15 protein-coding genes and 1 tRNA gene are annotated in these 18,753 nt (G+C 35.3%); 7 read left to right on the forward strand and 9 right to left on the reverse strand.

Going from position 1 to position 18,753, the window contains the following annotated elements; genetic code table 11:
- Positions 1–293 precede the first annotated feature (293 nt).
- The 6 genes from FLA105534_RS16890 to FLA105534_RS16915 form a co-directional block, all read right to left on the reverse strand.
- Positions 294–842, reverse strand: a complete 549-nt coding sequence (locus FLA105534_RS16890) for a hypothetical protein (RefSeq protein ID WP_173967270.1) — start codon at positions 840–842, stop codon at positions 294–296.
- Between the two features lie 49 nt (positions 843–891).
- Positions 892–1,266, reverse strand: coding sequence for an ASCH domain-containing protein (locus tag FLA105534_RS16895; RefSeq protein ID WP_100430327.1), 375 nt, complete (start codon positions 1,264–1,266; stop codon positions 892–894).
- Positions 1,244–2,752: a PIN domain-containing protein gene (locus FLA105534_RS16900; protein ID WP_173967271.1), complete on the reverse strand. Its 1,509-nt coding sequence runs from the start codon at positions 2,750–2,752 to the stop codon at positions 1,244–1,246. The genes FLA105534_RS16895 and FLA105534_RS16900 overlap by 23 nt, the downstream gene beginning before the upstream one ends.
- Positions 2,749–3,267, reverse strand: coding sequence for an ATP-binding protein (locus tag FLA105534_RS16905; protein ID WP_173967272.1), 519 nt, complete (start codon positions 3,265–3,267; stop codon positions 2,749–2,751). Before FLA105534_RS16905 ends, FLA105534_RS16900 begins: the two co-directional genes overlap by 4 nt.
- A 312-nt stretch (positions 3,268–3,579) precedes the next feature.
- The gene (locus FLA105534_RS16910) at positions 3,580–3,894 is read right to left on the reverse strand and encodes a DUF3892 domain-containing protein (RefSeq protein ID WP_173967273.1); all 315 of its coding nucleotides are present in this window, start codon (positions 3,892–3,894) and stop codon (positions 3,580–3,582) included.
- A 143-nt stretch (positions 3,895–4,037) separates the two neighbouring features.
- Positions 4,038–4,286, reverse strand: a complete 249-nt coding sequence (locus FLA105534_RS16915) for a helix-turn-helix domain-containing protein (RefSeq protein ID WP_173967283.1) — start codon at positions 4,284–4,286, stop codon at positions 4,038–4,040.
- A 705-nt stretch (positions 4,287–4,991) separates the two neighbouring features.
- Here FLA105534_RS16915 and FLA105534_RS16920 point away from each other — a divergent pair.
- From FLA105534_RS16920 to FLA105534_RS16930, 3 genes are all read left to right on the forward strand, one after another.
- Positions 4,992–8,027 carry a SusC/RagA family TonB-linked outer membrane protein gene (locus tag FLA105534_RS16920; protein ID WP_173967274.1) on the forward strand — a complete coding sequence of 1,012 codons (3,036 nt, stop codon included), beginning with the start codon at positions 4,992–4,994 and terminating at the stop codon, positions 8,025–8,027.
- 15 nt (positions 8,028–8,042) lie between these two features.
- Positions 8,043–9,422, forward strand: coding sequence for a RagB/SusD family nutrient uptake outer membrane protein (locus tag FLA105534_RS16925; protein WP_173967275.1), 1,380 nt, complete (start codon positions 8,043–8,045; stop codon positions 9,420–9,422).
- A gap of 427 nt (positions 9,423–9,849) precedes the next feature.
- Positions 9,850–12,027: an alpha/beta hydrolase family protein gene (locus tag FLA105534_RS16930; protein ID WP_173967276.1), complete on the forward strand. Its 2,178-nt coding sequence runs from the start codon at positions 9,850–9,852 to the stop codon at positions 12,025–12,027.
- Between the two features lie 52 nt (positions 12,028–12,079).
- Here the strand turns inward: FLA105534_RS16930 and FLA105534_RS16935 are convergent, their stop codons facing one another.
- Positions 12,080–12,349: a hypothetical protein gene (locus FLA105534_RS16935; RefSeq protein ID WP_173967277.1), complete on the reverse strand. Its 270-nt coding sequence runs from the start codon at positions 12,347–12,349 to the stop codon at positions 12,080–12,082.
- 94 nt (positions 12,350–12,443) lie between these two features.
- Positions 12,444–13,964: a MauE/DoxX family redox-associated membrane protein gene (locus tag FLA105534_RS16940; RefSeq protein ID WP_173967278.1), complete on the reverse strand. Its 1,521-nt coding sequence runs from the start codon at positions 13,962–13,964 to the stop codon at positions 12,444–12,446.
- A gap of 1,378 nt (positions 13,965–15,342) precedes the next feature.
- Between FLA105534_RS16940 and mobA the strand changes: the two genes are divergently transcribed.
- The 4 genes from mobA (at position 15,343) to FLA105534_RS16960 (ending at position 18,172) form a co-directional block, all read left to right on the forward strand.
- Positions 15,343–15,774: a conjugal transfer protein MobA gene (mobA, locus tag FLA105534_RS16945; RefSeq protein ID WP_173967279.1), complete on the forward strand. Its 432-nt coding sequence runs from the start codon at positions 15,343–15,345 to the stop codon at positions 15,772–15,774.
- Positions 15,771–17,057 (forward strand): conjugal transfer protein MobB, encoded by a 1,287-nt coding sequence (gene mobB / locus FLA105534_RS16950; RefSeq protein ID WP_173967280.1) that lies wholly within the window; start codon positions 15,771–15,773, stop codon positions 17,055–17,057. Before mobA ends, mobB begins: the two co-directional genes overlap by 4 nt.
- Before the next feature lie 365 nt (positions 17,058–17,422).
- Positions 17,423–17,848 (forward strand): hypothetical protein, encoded by a 426-nt coding sequence (locus FLA105534_RS16955; protein WP_173967281.1) that lies wholly within the window; start codon positions 17,423–17,425, stop codon positions 17,846–17,848.
- A 42-nt stretch (positions 17,849–17,890) separates the two neighbouring features.
- Positions 17,891–18,172, forward strand: coding sequence for a MerR family transcriptional regulator (locus FLA105534_RS16960; protein ID WP_173967282.1), 282 nt, complete (start codon positions 17,891–17,893; stop codon positions 18,170–18,172).
- 170 nt (positions 18,173–18,342) lie between these two features.
- On the opposite strand, the gene FLA105534_RS16965 is transcribed toward FLA105534_RS16960, so the two are convergent.
- Positions 18,343–18,430: transfer RNA gene (locus FLA105534_RS16965), tRNA-Ser, on the reverse strand.
- Positions 18,431–18,753: the final 323 nt, after the last annotated feature.

The raw sequence follows: 18,753 nt of genomic DNA on the forward strand, positions 1-18,753 counted from the left end.
ATATTTATTTAGGGAGTTAATAGACAGACAATTTTCAAGTGTAAAAATTTCAAAAGGTAAATCTAAAAGAATTAAAGAGGCATCTTCTGTCTTTAGTTGATGCAATTTGACATTCGTCAGTGAAGAAGATAATATACCAAAAACGTTAAATGCTAAAGGCATACTTTTTTATTCTACAATCGAAAAGGATTATGATATATAGAGAGTAATTAGAGACAAAATTTCTTGCGAAAAGAAAACGTGAATTTAGCACAAAATTCGCAACCTCGTCATACACCTGTCAGCAGTAGTTATTATTCAATTATTTGTGGCGGGTTTTTAATTATTGATATTTCTTCTTCATAAATGCAAACAACGTTTTGACAATATTTGTTTGTTGATATGTCTTGATATGTTACTTCAAATTTTATAAATTCAACACTAATTGGTGCTTCAACAATTAAAAAATGTAAAAGATATGGTTTTTCATTTTTATTCAAAGTTTTTAAAGGAGATGGGAGATAGTTTTGGGGGACCATTATCCTCTTAATATTTTGACGTTCTTCAAAATTTATTTTAATTTCTTTCGCCATACTATTTGATTCATTACTGATTTCAATAGTTATGATTTTATGATATTTAGGATCCGTTAAAAAATTCTCTGTCGAAATTTTATAACTGAATAAAGGTTTCACACTTTCTTTAAATTTTAAGCTTTCGATTTGAAACATCTTGTTTTGTGTTTCTTGAACCTCTTTTTGAGAATTAAGTGTTTGGTATAAATAATAAGCAGTAATTGTTGTTACCCCGACCATAAACCAGTCGGCTATTGTTCCCCATACATTTGGATCGAAGGTTATCATATTGAAAAGGTTAAAAATTACAGCTAACGGCTCTTATGCCTAGTGCTTTTTATTTATCAGTATAGGAAAATGATTGTGGAGCTGTTAAGCCATATTTTTCCATAATATTATAGGTTTTATTATATCGTTTAAAGTTCTTGATCTTTATAGCGTATCCTTTTTCTTTATTTGCAAAATATTCATCAAAAAAACTTTTATCAACAGCATTAAATTCTTTAGTTTTTTTCCAAAGTGTTGTAATTTCTTCGTGAATTATTCCATCAATTTCAAATTCTCCAATTATTCTACTAATTGGAGAAGACGCATATATAATCACAGTTTTTATATTAGGAACTTTAAATATTGATTTTCTAAGTTCATATGTCTTTTCTCCATTTAGGATTTTTTCTGCATAGTAAGGTTTAATCGACAATATAACTTTCATTTGCTTTTGCTTCTTTTAAAAATTCCTCAAATTTAGTCTTTTCAATTTGAACGAAACCTCTTGGTACATCATTAATTGATTTTATAATTCCTAATTCAATTAATTTATCTAAATTAATTTTTGGTTTTGGAAATGAATCAACGTAGAGAAAATTTACAATAAAAGGCCTGTTGTATCTATTATAATTCCACCATTTTTTCAATTCGTTATCATCAAATACGCTTCGTTTTCTACATAATCTGATAAAATCTTCTTCATTTGCTATGTTTAATATCACATTTTCAACAACACCAATTGTAGATAAAACTCCTGCATATCTACCACCAGTTCTATAAAATAAAATTATATCTCCGGGTTTCAAATCTCTAGTGTAAGATCGAGAGATATAAACTTTCTTTAAAGCATTTCTATGTGGTTCATTTTCTATGTAATCCTGTGGGGATTCATTATTAAGTATTGAATCGGGAAATAATTCTGTATGATAATCAGGCCATATAGGATTTATAAATACTCGTGATTTTCGGTCAATGAAAGGAAAACATTCTCTTGGATTTTCTAATATCGTTTTTGAAAAATCCCTCACATAAACATTTTCAATTCCATTCTTTGTATCTTTTGTTCCCCAATATTTGAAGCCCCATTCCTCTAATAGACTAACTAATCTTTGTTGTTCTTCTCTTTTATCAAAAATTGTAACATATATCTCATCAACTTTATTTACTAACGCATTATCAAAAATTACCTTTAAGAATCTTTCGCCTAACTTATAACCTGTAGATATTACTTTGAATGTTCCAATTTTTAATCTTTTCTTTGATGAGAAAGCAGGAATTATATCTCTGTAGTTCTCATCTGAATTTTCTATCTTTAAAAATAAAAATGCTTTTACTTCGTTTTCTACTAAACAAATATAGCATTCCTTATCTGCTTTTGAATTAAACCACTTCTCAAATTCAGCATAATCTTCTTTAAAAGAATTGAAAAAATCATCTTTAAGATTTATATTTCCAAAGTATTCTTTCTTAACTGAAAGTACTTTGTAATCGGAAAGACCTGGATTTTCAAAAACTAATTTCTCAATAAAAGAGTCTATTTTATAGACTTTGTCAGAAATACCTAGTTCTTTTGCTTTCCTATGAAGACCTTTATCTTCTGTTATTAGGTACTTTACCCGATTGTTTGCTAATTCATTTAAGATTGAAGTGTCGTTCGTGTCATTAACTGATTTGTCATTTAATCTTAATTTTGTAATTAATTCCGAATCTGGAGAAATAGTTTTTAATACATTATAGTTTTCAATTTTAACTCTCATTGTATTGACTACATCCTCATCTTTATAAGTTGAAATTTCATCAATCGATACTGGATGAACGCATTTTTCAAAATGCATTTTGTCAAGCCAATTAAATAATAATCCAATATCTTGGTTATATATTTTACTCGCCTCTCTATGTACAATAATATTAGTATCTAAAAGTATTCTCATTTCAAAAAATATAAAAGGGTTTCTATTTCAAATTGTTCACTATTTATTATATGAAGTGAGATTTCTAATATCTCGCTTATTTCTGTTGCAAAGTTTATTTCTAGATTTTGAAATTCCCCAATTATATTAATATCATATGTCTTTGCATCCCTTTTCTCAAGACGTTTTTTAATTGTTTCTGGATTAGCAATAACAAGAATTAATTTTTTGGGATTAATATCTTTAAAAGTTTGGATAGGAATTTTTTCAGGTTTTCCATCTTTGTTTAACAAGCAATAATGACCGTCTAATAAATATGTTTTATTTTCTTCAACTATTTTATTTAGGTTGATTACAAGTCTATTTTGAGTTTCTTTGATATTTGTTACTAATTTTTCTTCTTGGGTACTTAATTCGTTCCAATTTAAAACTTCGCTAGCGGTTAAATGTATTAGATCAATCTTGTTTTTAAGAGTTTCGCAGATTGTTCCTTTTCCACTTCCGTGAATTCCTCCTATGAATATAATATTTTTCATTTGTTATAACAGGTTATTTAATTCTTCGATTTTTTTAGCATTAGGAATAGCTTATCTATATCTATCATATAATGGCATAAATAAATCTAATTTCGTCTCCCTTTGTACCCTAGCCCTTTTTTATCAAACTTACAAAACCGTCTAATTTTTACTTTACGGTTTTCCATAATCTGAGCTAATAAATAATTTGTAAAATAATCCTTTTAAGTATGAAAAGAGCACCGTATAAATACCTGTTTTTATTTCTTTTTATCTACAAAAAAAAAGATGCTAAAACAGCATCTTTAATTACGTTTATTACATAAAAAAAAATCATGGTGCAATCCAATCAAAGTCAATTAAATGCTCCAAATTGTCTGTTAATTTATTATCTGGATTTGACCTTAAATACTTTCCATTACTTCCATTTACAACCTGTACTGTTTCACCCACTTTCCATTTCGCATTAGAATAATCCCACAACCATGTGACGGCACTGTTACCGTTTATTTCTAAAAGAGCTATCGCCTGTGCTTTGCTTTTTTTAATAGCTCTCGAAATTGTTGTTTCTCCTTCTGTATGAAAAGCATAATCAGTAATAACATTGTTAGCATCCTTCCAAATTCCAGATATTTTGTATTTTGCCATAATAACTTTTTTTTAATTACTAAAATGTAAACCAATCATAATTCCTGAAAATTAGCTTTTTAATTGATAGCAAAGTCGAGTATAATTACCTGTTTTTAGTTTTTTAATGAACATAAAAAAAGATGCCGAAGCATCTTTGTATTTTAATTAAAAGTTTCATCATCGAAAAAATCTTTTAATGTTATATTTAGCATTGTGCAAAATTTTTGGATAGTATATATCGTAACACCTCTCTTATTTTTTAAACTCTCCCATCTATTTATAATCTGTCTATCTATATGATATTTTTCAGCAAAATCTGTTTGAGAAAGCCCTGTTTTTAGTCTTAAAAACTGGATTCTTTCTGCAATTTTTATCTTTAGTATAATATCTTCTTTAGTCAATTCTGCCATACTGCAATTTTGAAAATTTTTCATAATATCATGTAAGCCACTTGGATTACAAATAATATTTTATATCTTTGAATTAAGATTTGATATTTATCTAAAAAAAATTAAATATCATTTATTAAATTTGCGATTCTTCATATAAAATATTTGAAGCATTCGCTTTGAATCTCGTATCAAAAAACTGGCGTTTTACATACCACGAGACGATAAGTAAGATGCTCACGCTTTATGGCGTGGGCTCACTTATTTGTGGTAGGGTGCCGCCAGTGCCTTTGATACGATAAGCTGAGTTCCGCGCCTCTTTTTTAGCTTTACCTCAACTTCTCAAAGTAATCTTCTCAGATATTAAAGAAACCCCTTTTGTCTAACCTATAAATAGATTGAATATGGTGTAGCTGTTGATTTATTATTTGTAATACCCAGCCCGTTACTGTTATTACCGTTGAATTAGTAAAAGGAAGTGCTGGGTTATTACTTATCGATTCTATGCCTTGCAATAATTACGGGCTGAAAAATCATACCCTTATTATTTTTAAACCATTAAAACGATAAAATTGTTTATGCCCATGAGATAACAAACTTTTAATCTGAATTGAAAGCTCAATTAGAGCTACAATAAAATAAAAAATGGCCCTCTATCACAGCGACCAAACTAGTATAGAGAACCATAGTCAATCAAACCAACGTTTAACTAACCAATCCAATATTATGAATAATTTTTCATTTTACAAGGATAGGAAAGCTCTTTATTGCCTAATTTTTATCTGGCTGTGTACGTCTTTCTTATCCTCTCTTGCTGCAAACTCAAAGCGGCATCTCTATAAATTATTACAACAACACCAGATAGAGGGCACTGTAACTGATGGAAGTTCTCCTTTGCCAGGTGTTACAATAGCGGTAAAAAACAAATCCAATAATAATGTAATATCTGATTACAGCGGGCAGTTTTCTATTTCTGCTGCTCCTTATGATACCTTAGTTGTTTCATTCATCGGATTTAAAACGGCTTTGGTTCCACTTGCAGGAAGGAAAAAAGTAGACATTTCACTCTACTATGACTCTACTAATCTTCAGGAAGTTCGTGTCAATACAGGCTATTATTCTGTTAAAGAAAAAGAACGCACTGGCAGTATCGCGAAAATTAAAGCGACGGATATTGAAAAACAGCCTGTCAACAATCCATTAGCGGCAATGCAGGGACGTATGGCTGGAGTAAACATTACTCAAAACACAGGACTTCCGGGTGGAGGCTTTAATATTCAGATCCGCGGTCTTAACAGTATTCGCGGAGACGGCAATGATCCATTGTATATTGTCAACGGAGTTCCATATTCATCACAGTCGTTGGGAGATCCTACTGTTTCGGCATCCGCTATTTCCGGTGTTACAAATCCGCTGAACAATTTAAATGTATCCGATATAGAAAGTATTGAAGTATTGAAAGATGCGGATGCGACGGCAATTTATGGTTCTCGAGGTGCAAATGGTGTGGTACTGATAACAACAAAAAAAGGCAGATCAGGAGAGACGCGTTTTAATTTCAATGCATTTACTACCGTTGGCAAAGTGGCAAGAAAAATGGATTTAATGCAGACAAACCAGTATCTGGATATGCGCGCAGAAGCTTTTGCTAATGATGGCATCACTGAATATCCTGAAGGTGCTTACGATATTAACGGCACTTGGGATCAAAATCGCAATACGGACTGGCAGAAGGAATTAATTGGAGGCACGTCTTACATTCAAAGTATTCAGACATCAATTTCCGGTGGTAATAAAAATACACAATTTCTCTTAAGCGGAACTTATCACAAAGAAACAACTGTATTTCCAGGTGATTTTCATTATGGAAAGGGCTCAATAAACAGCAATATTTCACACCAATCCGATGATAAACGCTTTATCCTTAATTTTTCAGCCACCTATTCGGGGGATAAAAATGCACTGCCAGGCAGGGATTTAACCTCGCGGGCTTATACTCTGGCTCCAAACGCACCGGAGCTTTATAAAAATGATGGCAGTCTAAACTGGGAAAATGGCACATTTATCAATCCATTGTCATTTCTAAATGGAACATATCTTACCACAAGCCAGAACCTTATTGCAAATGTATTATTGTGTTATAATCTGCTACCGGGTCTTGAGGCTAAAGCCAGCATAGGTTACAACGATACCAGACTGTCGCAAAACGTAACCAGCCCGCTAAGCATTTACAGCCCCTATGATACAAGTGAACATGAATCAACTCTATTTGTGTCTAGCGGAACGGGCAGATCGTATATTTTCGAACCGCAGTTAAGCTACCAAAAGGACCTGGGCGGCATAGACCTAAATTTCTTAGTGGGTACAACATTCCAGAGTCAAAAAATAACAAAACTGGCACAGTCTGCCTTTGGATTTGCAAGTGATGCCCTGCTTAATAGTTTGGCTGCGGCCAATACGGTGAATGTGCTGAATGATGAGGTAACGCAGTACAATTACAATGCATTATTTGGCAGACTGAACATGAACTGGCATAAAAAGTACATTGTGAACCTAACAGGTCGTCGTGATGGCTCAAGCCGTTTTGGACCCGATAATCGTTTCGCCAATTTTGGCGCTCTTGGCACAGCTTGGCTGTTCTCTAATGAAAATATCTTCAAACAGTACAATTCAATACTCAGTTTTGGCAAGCTTCGCGGGAGTTATGGTATTACAGGCAATGACCAGATTGGAGATTACCAGTATCTGGATACCTATAAGGTTTCTCCTTATTTGTATGACGGGGTAGTAGGACTTTTACCGTCGCGTCTTTACAATCCTGATTTTGGCTGGGAGACAAACAAAAAACTTGAAGTCGCATTGGAACTCGGATTCTTAAAGGATAACATCTTCCTTGCTGCTGCTTGGTTCCGAAATCGCTCATCCAATCAATTGGTCGGGGTGCCGCTTCCCGGGACGACAGGTTTTTCTTCTATCCAATCAAATTTTGATGCGACTGTGGAAAATACCGGGTTGGAGCTGGAACTCCGTACCATCAATTTTAAAGGCAGGGATTTCTCCTGGACAAGTACAGTAAACCTTACAGTACCAAAAAATAAGCTTGTTTCTTTTCCAGGGCTTGAAAGTTCCACGTATGCTAACCAGCTCGTAGTAGGTGAATCACTTTTTATAAAGAAAGTTTTTAATTACACTGGTATTGATCCTCAAACTGGGGCCTACACTTTTCAGGATTTTAATGGCGACGGACAGATAACCTACGAAGACGATCGTCAGACAATCGTTGATACTTCTCCAAAATATTATGGAGGTCTAAGTAACCAGTTGACTTATAAAAATTGGTCACTCGATTTTTTATTCCAGTTTGTAAAGCAGATCGGAAGGAATTACCTGTACACGTCAGCCTTACCCGGCTCATTTGTAAATCAGCCTGTTGAAATGGGAAATCACTTCCCCCACGATGGCACCAGTGCAATATCGCAGCAGTACACTACTGGCCAGAATGGTACATTAATCGATGGGCATTACAATCTGATTGATAGCAATGCAGCATTTAGTGATGCATCTTTTGTGAGACTAAAGAGTCTGACACTTATGTATGCAATACCATCAGCATGGTCAAAAACCTTCACAGGAAAGATATACCTGCAGGGGCAAAATTTATTAACCATCACTGATTTTCGCGGAGCTGATCCTGAAAGTCAGTCTGCTTCGGCACTTCCACCATTGCGCCAGTTTACAATGGGCATTCAGCTTGGCTTTTAATTTAATCATCATTACATGAAAACAAGATTTAATATTATAAGAATAATTATTGGAGCAGTATTTATCAATCTTACAGCCTGCGAAGGTTTTACTGAAGTAGATACGCCGCAATCACAGTTGACAACTCCTGCTGTATTTGAAAATGTTAAAACCGCTGATGCGGCTATGGCTGACATTTATGCGCGTCTTCGTGAGGAAGGAATAGTTGCGGGCACGCTGAATGGACTGTCGAGTCTTTTGTCAAACTACTCTGATGAAATGCAGTATACAGGCTCAAGTGTCGAAATTATGCAGTTCAATAACCATACAATTACACCATCAAACGGTTTAATAACAGGATTATGGAACAGCACTTACAGTGAAATCTATGCTGTGAATCTAATGCTTGAAGGACTGCAGAATTCAAAGTCATTAACAGAGAATGAGAAGGCGAGATTATCAGGTGAAGCATTATTTATCCGCGGGTATCTTCATTTTTATCTGGTAAACCTCTTTGGTGATGTTCCCTACATTAAAACTACGGATTACAGCGCCAATAAAGCAGTACTAAAAACACCCCAACAACAAGTGTGGGGCAATATAATAGATGACTTAACTGAAGCCGAAAAATTATTAACTATTGAATATCCTTCCCAAGAAAGAGTCAGAGTGAACAAAGCAGCTGCCTCCGCTTTTCTAGCAAGAATATACCTTTATCGTGAAGACTGGGTAAATGCAGCAGCCAAGGCGACAGCTGTAATTAATAATCCAAAGTACATATGGACTGATGATCTTTCAAAGGAATTTCTGCGCCAGTCCACTGCGACAATCTGGGCACTGCATCCTGGAACAGCCGGGCTTAATACTAAAGATGCGCGTACCTTTATCTTTTCAAGCGGTCCGCCTTCCAAGCCGTCACTGTCTGCTTCATTTACAGCCGGTTTTGAATCTGGTGATCTGCGCCGTATTCAGTGGATCCGCACCGTATCAAATGCCAATGGCTCTTGGTATTCTTCATACAAATATAAACAGCCTTTAGGCACCGTCTCTTCGCAGGAATACACTATTTTGTTTCGATTAGCCGAACAATACCTTATTCGCGCAGAAGCGAATGCTCATTTGTTACATATATCTGAGGCCAAATCTGACTTAAACAAAATTCGCCACCGTGCGGGTCTTGCAGATACAGCCGCAGATACAGAAGCAGAATTATTGGAAGCAATTGCAAAAGAACGGCGCTTTGAACTTTTTACAGAACAGGGACACCGCTGGTTCGATCTGAAACGTACGGGAAAAGCAGCAGCTGTGCTGGATCCAATAAAACCGGGATGGGAAGATACACAGACAATACTCCCTCTTCCGCAGTCGGAACTGCTGTTGAATAAGAATCTTCTTCCACAAAATCCAGGCTATTAAAATGCGGACGTTTTTCTTCAAATCCGGATATTGGATGACGCTGCTTTTTACAGCGTTATCCCTGTATGGACAAAAGCAAAAACAGCAGATAACTGCTGCTGACTATGCAAAATGGAGCTCTATACAAGCAGAGACATTATCCCCAGACGGCAGATGGATTTCGTATAATCTGCATTATGATTACGGCGTAGATACCTTGTTTGTACAGGATATAAAATCTGCTAAGCGCCTGTCATTTCCTAAATGTTCTGATGTGCGTTTTAGCAATGAGGGAAGGTGGCTTACATTTTTCGATCTGGAACAAGGATTAGTTTTGAATGACCTTATTACTGGTAATAAACAGTATTTCAAGGATGCGATTCGTCACGAATTCAATAGTGAAGAAAATTTCCTAGCTGTATTAAATAAGAATGGTTCATCTGATTACTTGACGATAATTGCGTTATCCGACTGTAAAAAATATATTTTTAATGATGTCGCAGAGTTCAGTATCGGCAATTCCGGCACTATAGCTGTAAGTACAGGTTATGAAGTGCGCCTTTTAAAGCCAAAACTTGGATTTGCCCAAAAGACTATTGCACAGGATGAGGATGCAGGATTTAAAAAACTATTCTGGAGCAGCAATGGTAAATTTCTTTCTTTTCTTCAGGAGATTAAGGAGCCACAGGAAACAGCCAAAAATTACAGGATATTCTATCATGATGCAGCATCAGGTAGAAATACTGTTCTTGACACCAAAGAAACAGAAATATTAGCGACGGAAAATATAACCCTATACGGAGGAAGTTCCGTGCTGAGGTTTTCAGAAGACGGGAAAAGTGTATTTTTCAATTACATCGGTGCTGAACAGGAGCAAAAAACTGCAGCTTATGAAATTTGGGATTCTGCTACAGCGCTGGAATATACCCAGAACAAAATGTTTGGAGATCCATCTCGATTACCAAAAACGGCAATATGGACGCCGTCAACCAGCGAAATTTTGAAAATTGGAACAATCGAGAATCCACAAACAATCCTTACCGCTGATCGAAAACATGCGCTGTGTTACAATCTGCTGAAATATGAACCGCAGTACGAGTATTATGCTCCAGCCGACATGTATTTAAAAAATACGCAAACGGGTATTAGCAATCTGGTTTTAGAGAAACAGTCAACAGCAGTAGGGATGATGGGTGGCTCTCCTAAAGGAAATTTTATACATTATCTCCGCGATGGAAACTGGCATGCTTATGATATTGCTAAAATGCAGCATCTTAATTTAACAGAAAATCTCCCCGTCTCTATGATTGACAGCATTCAAAACGATGCAGGCTCGCCCTCGCCATATGGCAGTCCAGGATGGTCCTCTGATGATAAATATTTCATAGCGTATGACCAGTACGACATCTGGATGATTGATATCATGTCAAGACAAGCCAGAAGGATTACCGATGGAAGAAAGCATAAGATTACCTACAGAATCTGTCTGGATCTCTATCCTGTTATCAAAAAGCCTAGCCAAGATGAATTTCTGATCAGAAAATTTGATCTTTCCGAGGGGTTGGTTTTGCATGCTGTGGGCATAGATGGATCCAGCGGCTATTACAAATGGAATACCAAGGGCAGTATCGAAAAATTGGTATTTGGGAATTCCGGAAACAGCAGGATGCAAAAAGCAAAGAATACTGAGCAGTACATTTACATCCAACAGTCAGCTTCCAATGCCCCCAAATTAATGTCCGTTTCAGGAAATCAAAAAAGTAAAGTGCTCTTTCAGTCTAATCCTCATGCCTCTAAATTCAAATGGGGAACAGCTGAGATGATCACTTACGATGATCAAAACGGTAATAATCTGCAGGGGATTCTATACAAGCCTGCAGGCTATATAAAGGGAAAGAAATATCCGATGGTTGTTTATATATACGAAAGACAGTCTCAGGAAATTAATAATTATCATATACCGACAGAATATGGGCCGATGGGTTTTACTCCTTCTAATTATTTTCTGGATGGGTATCTGGTGTTGTTGCCGGATATACATTATAAATTGGGAGAGCCTGGAAGATCTGCTCTTAATTGTGTGCTTAGTGCAGTGGCCATTGTAAAACAGATGGGAATTGTCGAGGAAAATCATATCGGAATTATCGGCCATTCCTTTGGAGGTTATGAGACTTCGTTCATCATTACCCAGACTGATGATTTTGCCGCAGCCGTCTGCGGTTCAGGACTTATGAACACTATAAGCAGCTATTTTGTACATTCTGCTGCTATACCTCGTTCAAATGCATGGCGGTTTGAATCGCAGCAGGGGCGTATGCCGTTTTCTCCTTTTGAAAATTGGAAAGCTTACGAACGAGATTCGCCGTTTCCAAATGCGGCAAATTGTAGAACACCGCTTCTGAGCTGGGCTGGGAAAAAAGATCCGACGATTTTCTGGACACAGTCTGCCGAATTTCATATGGCACTTCGAAGACTTGGTAAAAGGAATGTTTTTATTCTTTATGAGAATGAGGCGCATACTATTGCCACCCCTGAACTCCAAAAAGACCTGACAATAAAAACCAGGAACTGGTTTGACTATTATCTGAAAGAACAAAAGGAGTCGCTTACGAACGGCATCCCTTAAAGCATAATTACTAAAGCAGGAGATTAAAAACCTCCTGCTTTTTTTAAATTAGTTAATTGATTTTTCTGTATAATTCGACGTTACATTGAGTAGGGCTGCTCATATTGAACAATTGCTGTCCTCCAGAACTAACTCTACAAACATTAGGATTTTGTATGGTGCTACATTGTACTGTTGTAACATCACAATCCTCTAAAGGGTTATGCCCATAAACATCTATCAGTTTTCCTTTTTCAGGGACAGCTGAAAATGCAAAGGCCGCAAATACAGCAAATGCTATTGCTGATATTGAAAGCGCCGGTCTTAAAACTTTAGTATTCATAATATTAAAATTTAATGTTAACGGTCTACTCTTTTTCAGGTTTTCGACCTTCCCCTGGACTGTACAGTGTATTTTAAAAGCATAAATGCTGATCTTATCTTGATGGGTAAAAGGGCTTATAATAGTTGGTTTTTAATTTTTCAATTGTGAGATGTCTTCCATTGAGCGAAACAATTCTGTCGTTCAAAACCACAAATTCATCCATTGTCCGTCCCTCTATATTGTAAACATAAAAACTAAATGAATAGGTGTTTTCCTTTAGATCATATACATCTATTATCGATGCTTGTTTCCACATAATTTCAGGTTCGTATTTTCCAATGAGAGCTGCATTGACAAAAAGATAATTACCAAAAGATGCAGTGAGTTTATTCACCAGTTTAGGCTGTCTGGCCAGAGTCTTGATGTTTTTTGACTTAATGCTGGCAACCGAAACCTGTGCGCGGGAAGTCGTGTCAATGGTATGTCCTGAAGTATGACTGCCAAGCTTAGAATCAATTATCAGGAATTCATTTCGATAGGCATACGTATAAATTATCTTCTCCAGCTGGGAATTGTAAAGCAAGGATCCGTCAGTGTCAAATATGCCGTCAACCTGCTTCTGCAACAGACTTCCATTCAGCTTTAATTCTGTATTGCTGTTAAAAGTAAAGAGCCCCAGTGTGTTGTTTTTTGTTTTGGAATCTATGGCCCTGATAACTGCTTTGTTATTGTCAATTGGTTTTAAAATAGAAAAATATGCTTTCCCTTTCATTTTAAGCTCTGCTTTCCAAGAGACAGTATCCCCAATAAAAATGCAGGGCACGTTTCCGTCGCTAAAATAAAAATAGGGAGACTTTACAGCAAGACGTGGCACGGTATAAGAAAAATTATATTTCGGAAGATCAATACGGATTTTCTTTTTTTCAACAAGACTTGTGTCAAAAATAGTAACGGCGAGCGGTTCAGTCCGATTGCCTAAATAAATCTGTCCTTTATCATAACCGGCAATATAATAGGTTGCATGTGAAAGCAGAATTGTTTTTTTATCGGCTGTTGGGTGTTTGGGAAATCTTCGTACAAAATTATTGCGGTGATGGATTATGTCTTCTGATACAATAAACAGTAAAGTGACAATGCCGATGCTGAATAGCATTGTAAAAGTAAAGGCACTGGCCAGTGCAGCAGGTTTTGAAATAAGATGCCCTTTTGGCATCATACCGGCCAGTATCAGAATACCTGCTGCGGCCAGGATCATGAAAACAATATTAAAAATCAAATGCTCCTGCCATCCCATTTTTTCTAAAATTCCTCCACAGGAACATGGAACAAATGGACTGTAATTTAAAATAATGAAAATGTATGCCGTAAAAATGTTCATTAAGCTGAATGCTGCCCACAGGGCCAAAAATCGTGTTGAAGAAAACAGCAGTAATAGAGTTATAAGCAGTTCTATAATTGGTACAGCCCATGTTACAATTCCTGCAAAGGAACTAACAAGGGGCGACTGTCCTAATTGAACCTGAAAATTTTCAAAGTCGAGCAATTTACTTATTGCCGCATACACAAATAGCAGAACATATAGAAAAGAAATTACTTCTATAAAAATATTTCTATGATGGCTGCTAAATTTCATTGCGATGTAATTAAAAATTAATGATGTAAAGTTCTGTAAATTAATCGGTTAAACTGTTGTCGATTTGGGAGTACAACTTGTCAATAATGGATTAAATTCATACTATAATCGAGAATCTGTAAAGTCTTCTCTTTGATAATTCTCCCTTTATCAGTTTTAATATGCGTAAAATTAGATTAATTGCTCCTAATGATTATTATGAAAAACGATCCAAAATTTATAAAAAACGATCCATTTTGCATCGTTCCCAAATGTCTAAACGTAAAAATAACTACCCATAAAATCTTAATACTAATCACAAAAAATATTTGTTTTTTAATATTAGAGTCTATCAATAAACTTTTTGAATATCATGTGATTAAAGTACTTGTAATCTGAAAAGGATATTGAAATTTTATATACACTAATGATACGTTTATAAAGTGAAAGACGAGTAGTTAGCCGGCATAACTAATAAACGCCGACTTTGGAGGCGTTTTCCAGCCCCCGGCAGGGCAAGTTGTTTTGAGCTGCAGAAAGTATTTCAAGCAGCTCAAAACACAACTTGCTATTTTCTCTCGAAAATATTATTGCAATAGATTTAATAGAAAGGGCTTGATGCCCTTTTTTAATTCAGCGGGCATTTCATGTTTTATAATTAATTTAAAAAATGAACCTATAAGGCTGAAAAAACATAACAGTATTGGCAGTTCTGACTTCAATCCTTTCCAATAAATCCCAAAGCATTTTAAATTTTGCTTTTCTCTGAATTGCAATTCATTAATCTGTATAATGACATTTATATACTCATTTACAACTGCTCTTACTTACTGGGTTATGTGCATAAGGCTAAAAGTATAGACCCATTTACAGCTATTTCTAACTCTGTGAGCAAATGAAGCTGTAGAAATGTGCTGCTATAGATATGCATTTACAGCTTTACTCTTATACATATCTATGCTTTTACGCAAATAATTAAATGCGCACTTATGCAAATACGTAAAGAAGCGTTCAGTTAAAGCCTTATGTGCCTGAATAAAACCATACATATATTTTCAAAAGAAACAGAAAAACGGAAAAAAGAAAAAGAAAGCAATTTAAAAGGGCGGGATGCAGACAGAGTAAAAGGAAACGGAATAAGTCCCGAAGGGTGTTTTGTGAGGCACGAGTAAAACATTATGCCGTAGTCTTTTGGTCAGGCTGATCCATCACGTCCTACCTTGGTTTTCTTTTTACTGTTCCTTTAATTAGAATATAAAGTTACATGTGAAAATAGCCGTCCTTTTTTTTGAGACATACCAGGCCAAATGCTTCCAAAGATTTCCAAATCCAAGCAGCACTGCTGATAATAAAATATATTGGTTTTGATTTTTTTAAAATAATACCCGTACCAATACTTATGGAAAACAAAAGTACAGTCAATCCCCGTAAAGCAGGCAGACATGCTAAAGTAGATCCTGCCGTCCACCGCTATTCGATCAGTCTTACCGCTGAGGAGAACGCAAGGTTTCTAACTCTTTTTGAAACATCAGGCATGAATGTAATGGCGCATTTTATTACAGCGTGTATTTTTCAAAAAGGGATCAAGACAGTTAAAATTGATAAAGCAGCAATGGATTATTACATACTTCTAACTGCCTTATTCGGTCAGTTTCGTGCTGTTGGGGTTAATTACAATCAGGTTGTGAAGATTATGCACCGCAATTTTTCCGAAAAGAAAGCTCCGGTATATCTCTACAAATTGGTAAAAGAAACAATAGAATTAGGTGTTTTATGCCAAAAGCTGATCCAGCTTACAGCGGAATTTGAAGAAAAATACCTGAAAAAGTGATAGTAAAAATAGGAAGAGGAAGCAATCTGTATGGAGCATTAGTCTATAATTATCAAAAAGTTGAAAAAGAAACTGGACAGGTTTTGTTTACCCAAAATATAATCCAAGCCCCTGACGGGAGTTATAACGTAGAACAGCTCTCCCGTTCTTTTGAATTACACTTACTGGCTAACAGAAAAACAGAAAAGCCGATAATTCATATCTCTTTAAATCCTGATCCGAAAGATAATGTAAGTGATACTAATTTTGAGAATATGGCACAGGACTATATGAGTCAGATGGGATACGGAAATCAGCCTTTTGTGGTATTTAAACATACCGATATAGACCGTACTCATATCCATATCGTATCGGTGTGCGTGGATGCAGACGGCAGGAAAATATCCGATAAATTTGAAAAAAGACGTTCGATGGCGGTCTGTCGCACACTGGAAAAACAATACGGTCTTATATCGGCAGTAGAGAAAAAGCAAGAGGCGCACAACCCAGCATTCAAACCAGTTGACTATAAGGCAGGAGATATAAAAAGCCAGATGGCTTCGATACTGAGCTATCTGCCTAAATATTATCAGTTCCAAACTTTCGGGGCGTATAATGCTGTGCTTTCCCTTTTTAATATTACTGCCCATGAAGTCATCGGCGAATATAATGGCATTCCAAAACAAGGACTGGTATATTTTGCATTGAATAAGCAGGAAGAAAAAGCAAGCAGTCCTTTTAAGGCTTCGCTGTTTGGCAAAAGCGCAGGTTATTTACAACTGCAATCCCAATGCAGCCATAACAGGATAAAACTAAAAGATAGTCCCGTTAAGGAATCAGTTAAAGACAGGATCGAATCAGTAATACGTACTACATCAAACGAATCCGAATTGAGAAAAAAGCTAATGGAGGAAAGGATCAGTATTGTTGTACGACGAAATGCTGGAGGAAGTATTTACGGAATCACTTTTATAGACCACAAATCCCGCAGTGTATGGAACGGATCAGAGCTGGCTAAAAACCTCTCGGCAAATACATTTAACGACTGGTGGAATAATAATAAGAAACCAGAAAATCCCATACATAAAAGCAGTTTTTCCCAAAAAGATGCTATGATGAAAACAGAAACAAGCCAATTGCCTAACACGCCTGACTTTTTAATAAAAGAAAATATGCCCTATACTTATGAACAAAACAGTTTTGACGTATTGGGTGGTTTACTGCCACAGGTACAGACAGTAGATTACGAGGAACAGGCATTTGACAATAGAATGAAACGAAAGATTAAGCGCAGAAGATTGTAGGCATAAATTTGAGTTTCTTGCTAACCAAGAAAAACTTTTAGTTAAATAAAACAAAGGTTGCTAAAATTTCCTATGATCCAGTATTTTAATAAGTCTGTGATCTTTTTTCATTTTTCATTTTAACATACAACCTTCGTTCAGGTATTACCTGAAAACAAATTTGTATAAATATTATGCCATTGAAAGACAAAGAAAACAAACAACGACTATTGTCAAAATGACTTCAAAATGCATTTTTATATTTGTCTTATAAAGGACATACGCAAGCTGGATAGGTAGAATATCTTATCTATATTACAAACAGAAAAATAAACTCAGCAGTATATATTTTCATTTATAGGATGGTGACTAAATTTTAAGAGACAATGAAAAGTGGTAAGATAATAAAGTACTTAAATGTTATATTAAAATTTGATGAAAGGCTCCGATTAGTAGAAAATCTAATTAGTGTAAGTGACCGGGAAAACAAAATGCAATCCATTTCTTCAAATGAAAAATGTAAATCCTGTTATAACAAAATTGACTTTGCCCAGCTGTTTTATGTTTTAATGGATGAAGGTTTATTATTTTTTGATGCTGCAGACGAAAAAAGTAATAGAAGCAAGTTCCAGTTTTTTCTCGAAAATAATTTTACATATGCCGGCAATGATGGCGGGCAGTCGAAAATTAAGTCGATCAGCAGACAGTTTTCCGAATGTAAGGGCTACACATATAAAGAAAAGCAAATTACATTTTTAGAAGATCTTATAAGAACAATGCAGGATAGGAAAAGAAGAATTGAGAGCCGGTAAGATCTGGTAAAATAGTTTAGTGTCAAATTTAAATTTTTAGTGATGACAAAAAAAGAAAGAAATCTCTCTTATGTTATGAGAGTAGAACAATTAATAGAGCCTGTACTTTTAAGACTGGAAGCAATTGATTTAAAAATAAGCCAAGGGAAAGTTTTGAGACCTGAATACTACAGAAATGAAGATTTAAAAAAAATGTTTGGGCTGTCCAATAACACTATTATAAAATACAGACAGACCGGAATTCTGCCCTACACTAAGCTGGGAGATATTTTTTTATACGATAGCGACAAGATCGATAAAATACTTAAAAGCAACCAATCATAATCTGCCAGTTTTTAGTTGCCCAAGGTAAAAAAACGGCTCAAAATAGATTAGGTAACTAAAAAAGTAACCATTTTTTCAAGCAGGGTTCGATACCCTTCCAAATAAAAAAGCCTTTAAACAGTGATGTTTAAAGGCTTTTTGTTTTTTAAAGTCACTTTTTTGACTTTATCTGGCGGAGGAAGAGGGATTCGAACCCCCGGACCTGTTACAGTCAACAGTTTTCAAGACTGCCGCATTCGACCGCTCTGCCATTCCTCCATTAAGGCGCAATCATTCTCTCATTGCGGGTGCAAATATAATATGTTTTTTCGATTGCAGAAATTTTTTTTAGATTATTATAAAGAAAAAATATTCTTTTAATGAATTAGCGAAAACTTAGTAATATTTTAAAGTTACGGTTTTTTATCCTTAGAGGTAATAGGAATATGGGTTGCAGTTAAGAATTTGATTTTTAGATTTAAAAACTTATAACTTAAATATCCAATTCCTGTTGAGATGAAATTATTCTTGCTTTAAAATCGAAACTTTGACAGTTTTTATAACCGACAATTAGTGTATTTAAATATAGTACAATGCTATAA

The sequence above is a fragment of the Flavobacterium collinsii genome, from assembly GCF_902804485.1.
Lineage (GTDB): Bacteria > Bacteroidota > Bacteroidia > Flavobacteriales > Flavobacteriaceae > Flavobacterium > Flavobacterium collinsii.